The 13,937-nt window shown below is 59.6% G+C and carries 12 protein-coding genes; 2 read left to right on the plus strand and 10 right to left on the minus strand.

Translation table 11 applies throughout. The features are described 5' to 3' along the window. The 3 genes from MOV75_RS01520 to MOV75_RS01530 form a co-directional block, all read right to left on the minus strand. Positions 1–1,584, minus strand: a 1,584-nt coding sequence (locus MOV75_RS01520) for a VCBS domain-containing protein (protein WP_247004592.1), incomplete at its 3' end; no start/stop codon positions are given. A 2,020-nt stretch (positions 1,585–3,604) separates the two neighbouring features. Then, positions 3,605–3,796 carry a hypothetical protein gene (locus MOV75_RS01525; RefSeq protein WP_247004594.1) on the minus strand — a complete coding sequence of 64 codons (192 nt, stop codon included), beginning with the start codon at positions 3,794–3,796 and terminating at the stop codon, positions 3,605–3,607. Between the two features lie 165 nt (positions 3,797–3,961). Continuing rightward, a complete protein-coding gene (locus MOV75_RS01530; RefSeq protein WP_247004596.1) occupies positions 3,962–4,666 on the minus strand; it encodes a hypothetical protein in 705 nt (234 codons plus the stop codon). 482 nt (positions 4,667–5,148) lie between these two features. Between MOV75_RS01530 and MOV75_RS01535 the strand changes: the two genes are divergently transcribed. Next, positions 5,149–5,487: an H-NS family nucleoid-associated regulatory protein gene (locus tag MOV75_RS01535; RefSeq protein WP_246917506.1), complete on the plus strand. Its 339-nt coding sequence runs from the start codon at positions 5,149–5,151 to the stop codon at positions 5,485–5,487. A 937-nt stretch (positions 5,488–6,424) separates the two neighbouring features. After that, positions 6,425–6,661 carry a hypothetical protein gene (locus MOV75_RS01540; RefSeq protein WP_247004597.1) on the plus strand — a complete coding sequence of 79 codons (237 nt, stop codon included), beginning with the start codon at positions 6,425–6,427 and terminating at the stop codon, positions 6,659–6,661. 355 nt (positions 6,662–7,016) lie between these two features. Here MOV75_RS01540 and MOV75_RS01545 read toward each other — a convergent pair whose 3' ends face one another. From MOV75_RS01545 to MOV75_RS01570, 7 genes are all read right to left on the minus strand, one after another. Beyond that, positions 7,017–7,808, minus strand: coding sequence for a class II aldolase/adducin family protein (locus MOV75_RS01545; protein WP_247004606.1), 792 nt, complete (start codon positions 7,806–7,808; stop codon positions 7,017–7,019). Positions 7,809–8,102: 294 nt separating this feature from the next. Beyond that, a complete protein-coding gene (locus MOV75_RS42400) occupies positions 8,103–8,231 on the minus strand; it encodes a hypothetical protein (protein WP_018322638.1) in 129 nt (42 codons plus the stop codon). Between the two features lie 116 nt (positions 8,232–8,347). Further along, positions 8,348–9,697: a fumarylacetoacetase gene (gene fahA / locus MOV75_RS01550; protein WP_247004608.1), complete on the minus strand. Its 1,350-nt coding sequence runs from the start codon at positions 9,695–9,697 to the stop codon at positions 8,348–8,350. Beyond that, a complete protein-coding gene (gene actP, locus MOV75_RS01555; RefSeq protein ID WP_247004610.1) occupies positions 9,694–11,388 on the minus strand; it encodes a cation/acetate symporter ActP in 1,695 nt (564 codons plus the stop codon). Before actP ends, fahA begins: the two co-directional genes overlap by 4 nt. Then, positions 11,385–11,705, minus strand: a complete 321-nt coding sequence (locus MOV75_RS01560; protein WP_246917494.1) for a DUF485 domain-containing protein — start codon at positions 11,703–11,705, stop codon at positions 11,385–11,387. Before MOV75_RS01560 ends, actP begins: the two co-directional genes overlap by 4 nt. A gap of 42 nt (positions 11,706–11,747) precedes the next feature. Further along, positions 11,748–13,040 carry a CaiB/BaiF CoA-transferase family protein gene (locus tag MOV75_RS01565; protein ID WP_246917491.1) on the minus strand — a complete coding sequence of 431 codons (1,293 nt, stop codon included), beginning with the start codon at positions 13,038–13,040 and terminating at the stop codon, positions 11,748–11,750. Positions 13,041–13,051: 11 nt separating this feature from the next. Further along, positions 13,052–13,828, minus strand: coding sequence for an enoyl-CoA hydratase/isomerase family protein (locus MOV75_RS01570; protein ID WP_246917488.1), 777 nt, complete (start codon positions 13,826–13,828; stop codon positions 13,052–13,054). Between the last annotated feature and the right edge of the window lie 109 nt (positions 13,829–13,937).

Consider the following 13,937-nt stretch of genomic DNA (forward strand, 5'->3'; position numbering starts at 1 on the left):
GGTCTGCGCGACGACATGGGCTTCGCCCGTGTCGGGATCCACGATCGTCAGCTGACCGCTGGTGTTCAGCGCCGCCGCGGTGTCGCCTTCCGTGACGGACTTCGAGTCCGACGAGACCGTCGCCGCATCGTTGCTGCCGGTGATTGTCACTGTGACGATGCCGCTCGCGGTGCCGTCCTGACTGGTCACCGTGAACTGATCCTGCACCTGCTGGCCGGCGGTGAGCTCATCGTGGGCACCATTGCCGGTGTAGCTCCAGGTCCCGTTGGCATCGATCGTGAAGTCGCCATAGGTCCCGTGCGCGTTGGTCTGTGCGACGACATGGGCCTGGCCCGTATCCGGGTCGGTGATGCTGAGCTGGCCGGAGGTGTTCAATGCGGCGGCAGTGTTGCCTTCCGTGACGGACTTCGAGTCCGACGAGACCGTGGCCGCATCATTGGTGCCGGTGATAGTCACCGTCACCGTGCCGCTCGCGGTGCCATCCTGGCTGGTCACCGTGAACTGGTCCTGGACCTGCTGGCCGGCCGTGAGCTCGTCGTGGGCGCCGTTGCCGGTGTAGCTCCAGGCGCCGTTGGCATCGATCGTGAAGTCACCGTAGGTCCCATGGGCGTTCGATTGCGCCACGACATGGGCCTGGCCCGTATCCGGGTCGGTGATGGTGAGTTGGCCGCTCGTGTTGAGCGCGGAGGCGGCATTACCCTCGGTGACGGACTTCGCCTCGGAAGAGACCGTGGCAGCATCATTGGTGCCGGTGATCGTGACCGTCACCGTCTGGGTGGCTGTTGAGCCATGGCCGTCATTGATCGTCACCACGAAGCTCTCGGTGACGGTCTGGCCCGCAGCGAGGTGTTGCGCAGCCGCGTTGTTCAAATTGTAGTGCCACTGCACCGCGCCGTTGGCGGAATTGGCCGCCTCGTTGACAGGATCGAGCGAGAAGGCGCCGAGCGAAGTAGTGTTGGAAGAGGCTGCCGCGAACGAGGCCGAATGCGTGTCGCTGAGATCGGCGTCGTTGAAACTGATAGTGCCGGCCGCGCCCTGCGAATCCGAGAGATCGGGTGTGGCATTCGCGTCTTCTACCACCGAGCCGCTTTGCGGACTTGACGTGATGAAGACCGAGTCGTTTGCGCCGTTGAACTGGAGTGTCACGGTCGCCCAACTGAGCGTGCCATTGCCCAGCTGGATCGCGTAGGTGAATGTGTCGGTCAGCGTTTGCCCGGTCGCCAGCGCCTGAAGCTGAACGTTGATGTCGCCCTTGTCGTAATGAACGGTGCCGTCCGCTTCGATCCAGATGCGTGCGCCGAGGGCGCTGCGGTCACCGGTTGCGGCCATTCCAGCGGCATCACTGCTGTACGCTACATCTTTGACCAGCAAGTCCGCCGGTGCGTAGTTCTTGGTGGACGCGGAGGAGCTCGTTCCATTGTCCAGGGAGAACAGCGTCTTGGCCGCGCCCCCAAGGTCATTTGCCAGTACGTTCAAGATGAGAATGTTGCTGGCGTCTTCCGTAAACGAGAAACTGTCCGTGTTGGCTTGCGGAGTATTGCCGAACGAAACCGTGCTGCCGCCGCCCGTTGTCTGCGTCGCCATAGCTTAAATCCTCTGGGTGATGCGCCGTCCGCATTCACGGACCGGCACAAATTGCACAATGGCGCTGGGATGATCGGCCGTTGCCTGGCTTATGCTGCTGAAGAAAAATGCCGAGCTGCTCAGCAGGCCAGCCGTCCTGCTCAGCGCTTCGAAAATGTGCAAACAGAACATGTGCCGCTCAAGCCAGTTTGGGGCTGGAGTCGCTCCGAGCTTGCGAGCGGATGTCGCGTGCATGATCGCGCGCCTGGCAGCCGCCATGTTTGCAAACCGCAAACCTGGCTGGATCGAGAGATCGCAAACTGACGGAGAAGAATTCGAAATTGCCCGAGCCCGAGTGAACATTGCTACAAAATGCGTGCACGTCATTCGCAACCCTCGTCTGCCAATGCAGAGCAGAGAGCGTCGCCGCAAAATCAATTCACGCAAATTGGTAGCGCTTGCTCGGACGGCGATAAGTCCGCCCCAGCGACAATCCCTGCCAAGTTACGCGAACGATCTAGCGGTTCCCCTGCCCATCGTGGCCGGCGCTCGGCCGCCCCCGTTTTGGCAATTATGATTCTGCAATATTCGCGGCTTCAGAAGCGACAACCGTGATCAAGAAGCGCCACGATCAATCACTCCAGATTAAATCAAACCTATTTTAAATTAAAGCTCAAGTCCATTTATTTATTTATCCACCATATTTAATAATTAATGCATCGAAATCAACAACAAGGAGGCTCTTGCGCCCCTCCTGCGAGGCGACCGGAATTTTACGGCTTTTCTCAAGATGCACTCGGTCCGCGAGGTGATCTTTGCCTCGCGTGGATCGGCAGTCGCAGCGAGCCCGCGGGAGCCGAAACTCACCCCTATCCGCGAAGACGGGGCATGAAAGCAACCGTCGCGCAATACTTTGCGCCAACCTGCGATCATTAATTTGCGCACCCGACGCGATCCAGGCCCACCGGCCGTGAAGCGGCGAACTTGAGCTTTCAATGTGTTGCGGGTCATCCTTATCGGGTCAGCGTAGCCGTCCTTGTCGCCCGAGCGCACGTTCCAGAGCGTGAGAGCAGACCGCTGACGCAATCCCAATGGCTGGGTTATGGCTCGGTAGCCGGCGCAAGTGTCCTGGAGTGCGGCGACAAGGTCCTCGGTTGGGATTTCTGACATTGCGATGCTCGCACGCGAAGCTTCGCATCTCGTGTTGCCGTCCCGCGCAAGTTTCTCGTTCGCTTTACCGCGCAACAGGGCCCCGGCGAGCAAGCATTCGAAACGATGTGAAGCTTAAACTGAAACCAGTTCCCGTTCAGCCCACATAGGGAACCAAATAGACCGCCATTAAATAAGAAATTTGATTATTGTATATAATCATGATGACTCCATCGCGAAATTGAAAAATATGTTTGGGGAAAACATGGGAGGTTGAAATGGAAGCTGCCCGCCGCTTTCGTGCAATGGCTTTGCTTTGCCGACAGACTGCCGCACTCCAACCTGAGAGAAGCTGGAAACTGCTTGCAGAGGCAGAGTACTGGGAGCATCTGGCGGCTGCGGCTTTAGCTCATTGAGCTTCGGTCCGGCGTCTTTGTCTTTCGCTTTTCGTCGACTTCTTACTCCAAGTCATTTTCTGAGGCATATGATGTCGAGTACGCGTCAGCTTTTTTCTAGTGCTGTTCTGAGCGAACGGCACCAGGCACTTCTGGAGGAGCTTAGAGAGGTGGAGAAGCTTCGGAGTAAGCTCCGACATGTAGAAGCAAGAACAATCGGCAGAAGACGGCGTACCAAACCGAGCGGCAGAGCGAAAGCCGTTTAGAGACTTGCCGGGTCCGAAGGTTGACCCGCGTTGGCTCATTCGCGCGATTCGATGTACGGATTGCCCGCCTTCCTTGCATCTGCCACTATTTGACGAGGACTGGCGCCTTCATCCCCGCAGTGGTGAGCCTCGGCGACGACGTCGCTGCGACATGTCGGCAACCACCAGGCCGGGGTGCCTCGCAACGCTCGAACTAACTCGGCGGCGAGACCGTCTATTCAGGATCGCGCGTTAGCTCCGGCTTTCATTCGACGTTGCACTTCGGAACACCGCAACGAGTCGATTGCCTTCCCAAAGCTCAACGTCGTGCTCGTCATGCATTTGCTCGGCTCGGCGTCTCGCCGCCTGCTCGTCAATGCAGTCGAGCTTTGCAGCGCAGATCACCTGCCGGCTGCCGTCCACCACGAACACCTTGTACCGCATAGTGCAGTCCGATCCCAAAGGCGACCGTCATCGTACTCGAATGCTCGTCTAGGCACTGCCAAACTAGGTGTGGCGCACGGAACCTATGTACGTGTTGCAGTCCGGCTATATCAGCTCGTGGAATCCACCGATCGCGCGGCGGCTGTACCTCGTATCTAAGCTACCTCAGTGGCGCAATCTCCACGCGTGCCGAAGCGTGCGGCTCGAGCTTAAGAGCGAGAGGCCACCAAGCGTCATCAGCAGCACACCAAACCAGGCCGTCCAGTTGCGCGCTTCGTCGCGCGCCTCTGCAGTGCGCGCCCCCAGCGGCATATCTTGAGGTGAATCGGCGGGCGCGGCGGCGAGAAGCTGCCCAGCGTCGACTTGGCCCGGCGCGGAGTGTTCGGGCGTGAGCTGGTTGGGAAGATCGACAATGGGGGCCGCCGACATCAGGGCGGGGCCCGTGCCGAGACTGGAATCGGCATCAGCTACCTTCATTTCGGGTACAGGCGGCTGAGATTGCTCGGGCGGTGTTGAGCGCAGCAACTCCGCGCGCGCATCAACGACCGCGCTCCGCCTCGTCCCGTTTTCGTCCAAACTGGCGCTGCGGTCTTTGGCCACGCGCGCCCGAATGGGCTTCTTCACCGTCGCGATGCCCTCGGCCAGGAACCAGCATTTGCGGCGACCGTCCGTCCGGTAGACCCAATGCTGTCCACCAGTGATCGAGGTACCCGGACGCGGCACGCATTCGGCTTGCGGCGGAGAGGTTACCGTGGGTTGGGACCTAGCAGTATTGAAGAAATCGGCAAGAGGATCGGAAGACGCAGGCCCCGCCGAAAAACCTCCGACAAGGACCAAACTGGCGAAGTACAATCGCAAATGACCGGACATCGAGAACTCCCGGGTGCGCCCTTACCCCCGCTCGAGCCTTAGCGGCGACAACGGCTCCCATGGGGCTTAAATCGGGCAGCGCGATGAATTAATTGTAGTCTTGGCTACCTAATTAATATGCCGGTCCGGCACTCCAGGGGTGCAACACGGGGCAGCGCGATCGATTCATCGAGCCACCTGAATTGCGCCGGGCCTCACTCCCGCCCGCGATCCGCGGCGCCGTCGCCCGCCATCATTGCGCTCGTTCCCCAACACGAAAGCGCGCAACTGGCCGAGGGGGAGCTTGTGGATGTCACGATACGTGGATACCCCTCGCAGGAAATTAAACACTCCGCCACGATATTACCACTGTCGCGCCTTTCTCCCTGCTACCCCTGGCATTTAAATGTGGATTGCACGATCAATATTTAACTGACGGCTTGTCTGCTCCCGGATTCCCGACTTGTCTGCCTGGGCCTTCTGCCCAAGATTCGGATGAAGCCATGAACACCGCGCATTTCAATTCGCTCTCCGTTGACGAACTCTGGATACTTCACCAAGAGGTCGCCGCCAAACTCACTCAGAAAATGTTGGTGCAAAAAGCACATTTGGAGGAAAGGCTCCACAGGATTGGACTGGCCAACGAGGCCACGCGGTTCAATCGTAAGCGCCGTCCATACCCGCCCGTTCGTCCCAAATATCGCAATCCGAAGAACCCGGCGGAGACATGGTCGGGTCGCGGCAGGCTGCCTCGATGGCTGCGGCCGCAGCTTCGAGGCGGCCGAGATTTGCACGATTTCCTGATCGATCAGGCCTCAGCCCAAAAGCGGCAGACAAATTGAGCACCGATTGCGGCATTTTGGGATGGAATGCGGGCGCCGGCTGCTACCCCCTGGGGCTCTGAGCTCTTCACATCATCGCTCGAACGCGGGTCATACCATGCTTGGAGGCATGGCATAGCGAGCGCGCTGGCGATCTGGCTGATGGGTCTCGCTGAATCGCTCGGGGGGCCCGCGGCGCAGTGAAGACATCGACGAGAATCTCGAGCGCGCGATGGCCCGCGTCTAGTCGTGGCGCCCTCTGAAGTGCCGCCTAACCGCATTCCACGCTCGAAGGACTGGAAGGAGGAGGACGACGAAAAGAACTCTGATTGCAACCGGCGTCATCCCGCGCCGCGGGAGTGGTGGGTCGTGATCGTCCGATCGACGGGCCGTCGTGTTGATCGTCACCGGAGATGGAGTTCCTGCTCGCCGAGTAGGTGCCGGTCTGCGCGTGGGCAGGACAACTACAACGAACAGAACATTCACCAGTAGCCATATTCCCACAATGAGAAGGAATGTACGCACGAGAACGACCATCGTTTGATCTGAAATCTGCCGAGCTTGCTCCTGCCTCATGCCCGGCACGCAGCCGGCAGCACTGCGTTCGCGGACGGAGCCGCTTCAGCACAGCCGGCACATTGGCATCCCCCCGAGGCCATTGGGCCCCGAGCGCTTCGCGAGCGTCCGGGATCGCTCACAAGCCTAGTCCGGCGCAACAATCGCGTCTGTGCGCTTTCGAACATTCATGCCCTTTCAGGTATGGTAGTTCTATGCATCCGGCGAGAGCCGGACAGGGATGGCTCATCAGAGCGTGGCTAGATATCGCAGCATGATGAGCGGCGAATTTGGCGATCCGCATAGAACCAATATCCAGTTTCGGCAGTTGACTCCCGGGCGATCGGAACAAGCGAACTGATCCTTCGGGCCGAGGATAAGTTTAGAAGCTGAGCCGGCACACATGAAGGACCTCCGACGACGTTTGGAAAAGGTCCGCGCTGACGCCAGAGAGTTTGCGCTGATGAGTCAGCGGGGGACGGACATGGAAAAGCGCGAGCTGTTTAAGCGCATGGCGGATGAGCTCGCCTTCGAGGCTCTCGAGCTTGAGCTAATCGTGAAAAAAAATGAGCCACCTGATCCGTGCGACCAGCACGAGGTCGTGGAGTTTAAGCCACCCTCTCAGCGCAAGCGCGGCTGACGCGGAAGAGCGTTAAGCCGGCTGGATCGTGCGTGCACAACTGATCTTTGCTTGTCTCCGCTGTCGGCCTGAAGCGATTGTAGCAGACTTACCGGTCGCACCGCTGGGCTTAACCGACCGACAATGGGCATTCGTCGCACGAGATCAAAGAGCGCTCACTCGAAATCTTCGGGGACGAACAGCTGGACACGTTGAGCGAAAGATCGGGATCGGGCTTCGGCCATTCATTGATGCGGCGCGCCGCTTCGAGGCGGAGACAATTATGCTGGCGCGCAGCGAATCCCATCAAGGGGTATTCACTGTAGCTCAGAACGACCCCTCACGGTCCATTCAGCGAACCGCGCCGACGCCGCTCTTAGTCCCTGTAACGCGAACCCTTTGCGTCCAATGCGCGCCGATAGGCTTCGAACGAATCTTGTCCAAAGGCGGTCTTTTCGTCGAAGCCCTTCGCAACCTCGCTCTGCATCTGTCGCGTCGTACGGCGCAAAATCTCTTCCGGCAAAGGCCGCCAGCCCTTCCCGAACGTTGCCGCCGCGAGCTGCACCTCGCACGCCCGTTGCAGGATCGTCATGCGGAACAGCGCCTCCGCGGCAGTCCTCCCGCAGGTCAGAAGCCCATGATGTCTCAGGATCATGTAGTTCTTGTTGCCGAGCGATCTGACGAGGCGCTCGCGCTCGCCGAGATCCGTCGAAATGCCCTCGAAATCGTGATACGCGATTTGCTCGTAAAGCATCGCGCCGTAGAAGCTGTGATGCGAGAGCCCCTCATCCGTGCAAGCAACGGCCACACCGGCCGTCGTGTGCGTGTGGGCGATAAAATGGGCGTCATCGCGCGCGGCATGAACCGAAGAGTGGATCGTGAACCCCGGCGCATTGACACGACCCGGAACGTCCACAACCTTATTCCCATCAAGATCGATCTTGATGAGATTGGAAGCCGTGACTTCGTTGTACGCCAGCCCGAACGAATTGATCAGAAAGTGCTTCTCGGGACCCGGGACGCGAGCCGTGATGTGATTGTAGATGTGTTCGCACCAGCCTAGATCAAAAAACACATGATACAGCGCACCGAGGTCCTCACGGACCAGCCGCTCGTCGGCGGCCCGAGCGTTCTGGCTGACTTTTCCAAGGGAAGTTTGGGCGTTCATGCGATACCTCCGAACAAGATTATTGCTGGCCGGCACCTCAGATGAGCAGATCCGGCTGTTCTTTTACGATCTACGAATACAGGGTCTGGAATTGGAAACCACCCTGCAGGCGGGAAGTTCGTTGACGTTACGGGACTATAATCGTCTCGCCGATCCATTCCTGTTGGTCGGAATAAACCAGGCAAGCATGGGCTGTGCTTCGGTAGCGCCTCGCGGGCCGCAATTTATCCTCCTCCACTCGCTCGCCGAGTTTTGCGTGAGCCCTGCGGCGATATCGACCGCATCATGAGGGGCTCAGAAGACAAACGCAGCCAAGCGGCCCACCACGGCGACCGATAAGGCTACGAGAACGACGAGAAGTTGCCCAAACTGGACCTCTTCCATGTCGATGTCCGGCATCGTGATCATGGCGTATGCGATCATGTGGCAATTTTCCATGGCAGTTCCTCTCCTAGCTATTGTTCTGCCGTCTTCCGGGCAGTACCAACCCGCTCGGAGCGGATCGCTCGAGGGGCGACTCTTCGCTTAACACGCGCGGATCAGGCCGCCCTGCTTTCAAGCTCCGTCTGATGAGATGCCGCAATCGTTCCGACGCACACTCCGAAGCCGATGGATGCAAAACCCTCACGAGTGCAGCGCCCCTCAAATCGGATCTCGTCACCGTCGTGTAGAAAGCCGCGACGCTCTCCGTTGGGAAGCGTAATGGGGCGGGTTCCGGCAGAAGTGAATTCGAGCATGCTGCTCAATTCAGCGTCGGTAGGTCCGGAGATCGTGCCGGTGCCGATCAGGTCCCCCGGTAGAAGGTTGCATCCATTGATCGTGTGGTGCGCAACCATCTGCGCCGGTGTCCAATATAGATATCTGGCGTTCGAGCTGAGAATTTCGACCGGAACGTCCCTTGCGGCCCGCATCTTTTCGGTCGTAAGAAAAACCTTCAGGCTTATGTCCAGCCCGCCACTTTTCTGATCATCGTCGTCGAGCAGATATTTCAACGGCTGGGGGTCCCCGTGAGGACGAACCATCGCCGGAATGCGGAACGGCGCCAATGCGTCCGCGGTGACAACCCACGGCGAGACCGACGTTGCGAAACTTTTGCTGAGGAATGGGCCGAGTGGGTACATCTCCCAGCGCTGGACGTCCCTCGCCGACCAATCGTTGAGAAGTGAATAGCCGACAATCTGTTCGCTTGCGCGCGCAACGGGGATCGGACTTCCGAGCTCGTTGCCGCCGCAGAGATAGAAACCCATTTCCAATTCGAAATCGAGCCGGTCGCACGGACCGAAGCCCGGAGTGCCTCCGTCGACCGACGGCGGCCGCTGTCCAATCGGTCGGCGAACAACACCCTGCCCGACTTGCACCGAAGACGCCCGTCCGTGATAGGCAATCGGCACCCATTTGTAGTTGGCGGGCAGCGGATTCTCAGGCGTGAGAAGTGCGCCCGCCGCCTTCGCGTGATGTATACCGGCATAAAAATCCGTGTAGTTCGGCACCGCGGTCGGACGATACATCGTGCAGGCGCCCATTGGGACCAGCAGGTCCGACGCCCGGCGGCGCGCAGCCTCACCGCTTGAACCCGCGTCAAGCGCGGCACTGATTGCCTTTCGTAAGGTGCGCAACGCGCGAGGTCCCAACGCAAATAGCGAGTTGAGCGAGGAGTCGGCGACGGTCCACTCGGGAATTTCTGCCGGGAGGAGACCGGCCCTGTGCGCCGCATGAAGATCGAGGATCTGGTCGCCGATCCCAATCCCCGCGGATCGTGTCCCGTCCTTGCCACGGCTGAAGACACCGAGCGGCAGGTTCTGGATGGGGAAGTCGCCGGAGGGATCGTTTGCGGACGACACAAAACTGCGGCGCGCCGGATCGTGGGTCTCGTCGATCGTGGCGCTCATCGTGCAACTCCCGCCAGCGCGTTGTTGCCTTCAGAGAGGCCGATGCCGATCTCCGATTGCACAAACTGAGCGTCAAACGCGCGCCGCTCCGCCGTGGCACGCGCCGTTCGGTCACTCAGCGAACCGAGCCAAATTACCAGAAATGCCAGGGGCATCGAGAAGAGCGCCGGATTGTCGTATGGAAACAACGGCGCCGCGAAATGGAACACCGCGACCCAGACCGTCTTGCTTAGCACCACGAACAGGAGAGAGCTGAACAGCCCGACCAGGCCGCCGGCAACCGCACCGCGCGTGGTGGTACCGCGCCAAAAGATCGCCATCGCCAGCACTGGAAAATTGCAGCTTGCCGCGACCGAAAGCGCTAACCCCGCCATGAACGCGACATTCTGGTTCTCGAAAGTGATGGCAAGACCCACCGCGACGATGCCGGTCGCCACCGCGGCAATCTTCGCAACCATGACCTCACGTGCCTCCGGCGCGTTACCCTTCGCAATCACCTGCCCATAAATATCGTGGCTCACCGCGGAGGCGCCGGCGAGCGTCAATCCGGCTACCACGGCGAGAATGGTGGCAAACGCGACGGCCGAGATAAACCCAAGCAGGATTGGTCCGCCGAGAGCGCCCGCCAGGTGCACCGCCGCCATATTGGGACCGCCGATCAGATCGGTAATCTTGTTGAATTGACCGCCTGCGCCGACGTTGAAGAAACTCGCGTCCGGCATAAGGACCACCATCGCGGCAAAGCCGAACAGCGGGATGACCAGGCAGAAATAGGCCACGCAGGTCGTCGCGTAGAAAACCGACTTCCTTGCGCCTGCGGAATCGCTGACGGTGAAGAACCGCATCAGGATATGCGGCAATCCCGCGGTACCGAACACCAGCGCGAGTCCAAGCGAGATCGCGGAAACCGGCTCAGCGAACAGCCCACCGGGAGAGAGAACTGCGGCCCCCTTGGGGTGCACCCGGCTCGCCTCGGCAAATAGGCGTCCAAGACTGAAATCGAAGCGCCACAGCACCACCAGCGCCATCAAGGTGCCGCCGATCAGCAGCAGCAGCGCCTTGGTGATCTGAACCCAGGTGGTAGCCTGCATGCCGCCGACAGCGACATAGACGATCATCAGAAGTCCGACGCCAACGACTGCGAACAGATAGTTCACGCCGAACAGAAGCTGAATCACCTTGCCGGCGCCGATCATTTGCGCGATCAGGTAAAACAGCACGACCACGAGACTACCCGTGGCGGCGACCAAACGAACTGAGGTGCGATCAAGACGAAACGACGCTGCGTCGGCGAACGTGTAACTGCCGAGGTTACGCAATCGCTCCGACATCATGAACAGCACGATCGGCCACCCCGTCAAGAAGCCTAATGCATAGATGAGGCCATCAAAGCCGGTCGCATAGATCAGCGCCGAGATGCCGAGGAAAGCTGCGGCCGAAAGAAAATCCCCCGCAATCGCCAGGCCGTTCTGGAGGGGTGTGATCTCATGTCCCGCGGTATAGAAGTCCGCCTTCGATTTGGTTCGACCAGCCGATCGATAGGTGATGAGGAGCGTGACGGCGACAATCAACAGGAACATGCCGATAGCAACCCAGTTCAGATCGCGGCCCGCTACGACAGCGGTGGCCTGCGCATGTGCCGAGAAGGACACCGTCGCGGCAATGGCGGCCAGCAGAATGCGCATGATCATCGGCCACACTCCCGGCGAACGAGCTGTGTCAGGCCGTCGAAGTACGTGTTGGAACGGCGTACATAGTAACCAGTCAGGGCAACGACCATGGCGATCATGCCAAGCGCGATCGACATGCCCAACGGAACGGCTCCGCCTGCCATGCTCTTCCCGAGCGCTGACGACGCCGCTGAGATCAGCCCGATGAAGCCGAAGAACATCAGCAACGTGACGATCGAGAGCCCCCACCGCAACCGTGCCCGTGCGGCGGTCAGCTCCCGAAAAGACGGATTAGACAGGATTTTTCGCGTTTGTTCCGAAGACAGCGACAACGACATGATTTCCCTCCCGCATTCCTTGATCAGTTGGTTTCGACCCAGCTAGGACGCCTGCTTCAGGACATCGTCACTATCGGGCGGCGCGGATTCTTCTATCGACGGAGAGGGTCGCGGCGGAATGTTCGTCAACAGCACGCCCGAATTGGTAAGGGCAGCAATCTCCTGATCGGAGTAGCCGTATTCCTTCATTACTTCGACGTTGTGTTCGCCGCGAAAGGCAGCTTCGCGCGCAGCGGCCAGTGGCGTCTTTGAGAAGTGCCAGGGCTTGCCGGGGATTCTGACAGCTTTGCCGCGGCGGTCCGTAACCTCTTCTATCGCGCCCCACCATTTGACCCAGTCCGAACCGGCGAAGTCCTTGACCGAGCGGACCACGCCGAACGCCAGCTTCACTTCGTCGAGCTGTGCATCGAGTTCGCCGGCCGTGGCAAAGGAAAGAATCCACTGCTGGATGATCTGGTAAAGGGCGTTGAGATTCTTCCGGCGCGCCGCCGGCGTGGCGAATCGGGGATCTGAAGCGAGGTCGGGGCGACGCATCGCCGCGATGTAATTCGGAAACGTCAGACTGCTGACGACACTGGTCGCGATTGTGATGACGTCACCGTAGCTTGTCTTGAAGAACGGCGAGTCAGCAGGTCCCAGCGCCGCCGGTTCGGCGCCGAGATCCACGTCGGAGAGATCGGCGTGCACCCGCTCATTGACGGCAAGCATGGTGGCGGCCATCGCAATATCGACATATTGGCCTTCGCCTGTTTGGTCGCGGTGATGCAGTGCTGCCAGAATGCCGATGATCGCTTCGAGGCCCGTATAAATGTCAGCATGCGAATAGGCATCATGCCTCTTGACCGTGAGATCCTCGCCGAGATGGTCGATCATCCCGCCGACAAAGCCGGATTCGGCATGGACGGTCGGCGCGTAGGCGCTGCGGTGTGACAGCGCGCTCCCTTGGCCGTATCCGCTGATTGAGGCGTAAATCACTTTCGGGTTGCGCGCGGCGACGGATTCATAATCGAGGCCGAAGAATTTCAATGTGCCGGCGCGAAAATTCTCAACGATGATGTCGGCGCTGTCGCACATCTTGCGCACGACTTCTCTTCCTTCGGGGAAGTTAAGGTCGATGCTGATGTTCCGTTTCCCGACGTTCTGTTGGATATAGTAGTAGGACATGCTCGCGGTTTCGTCGCCAGGCAGTGCGTATCGAGAGATGTCTCCGCGCGGCGGCTCGATCTTGATCACGTCGGCGCCGAGGTCCGACAGTGCCCTGGTGCAGTGGGGACCAGCAAGGACACGCGAGAAGTCGACGACCTTGATTCCGGCAAGGGGTGTACGATTTGTCATGATAACGTCCCTCAGCGGCCCGAGAAAATGGCGTGACCAGGCCCGGACTCGCGGAAGGCCTTGAGGCCGACGACGAGATCGTTGCTCTGGAAGATTGGACGCTGCGCGTCAGACATTGCGCGGTCGGCTTTCACGACGGTCTCGTCCGTGTATTCCCGGATCAGCCGTTTGGTGGCGCCATGCGCCACTGTCGGCCCCATCGCAAGCTCGAGCGCGAGGATCCGCGTCGTTTCTTCAAGCTGGGCTTCGGGCACGACGCGATTGACGATATTCCAGCGCTCTAGCGTCGCCGCATCATAGCGACGTCCGAACAGAGCCATCTCCTTGGCGCGCGCCACACCGGCGCGCGATGCCACACGTTGTATGGCGCCCATCAGCGGATGCAGGCCCAGCGTCACCTCGACCATGCCGGCCTTCGAGGAGTCCGCGGCAACGATGATGTCGCAGGCCAGCGCCAGCTCGAATCCGCCACCGAGGGCCAATCCGTGCATGCTCGCGATGATCGGCACAGGAACCTGTTCGAGCGCATCCAGGCAGGCGCATACATCAATTTCGGGCAGCCGTTCGCCGCGATTGTCGAATAGTTCTATTTCAGCACCGGCGGAGAAGTGTCGCAACCCGCTGCGAAGGATAATGGCGCGCGCGCCTTCCTTATGAGCCTTTTCGACTGCGTCCAGTAGCGCAGTCAGCAGCGGCTTTGCCACGAGATTGTATGGAGCGAAAGTCATCGTCAGGGTAACGAGATCGCCCTCCCGACTGACGGTAACCAACTCGTTTGGTGTGGCCATTGAATTCCTCCGGATTTTTTGAGTCAGTCGTTGGGTTCGATAATGGAACGGTATCTGAAAAACTCATACGGTCAACATAAAAAAGATATTATTCGATCTATCTTGTATT

Origin of the sequence: Bradyrhizobium sp. PRIMUS42 (genome assembly GCF_023006515.1) — a bacterium.
GTDB lineage: Bacteria > Pseudomonadota > Alphaproteobacteria > Rhizobiales > Xanthobacteraceae > Bradyrhizobium.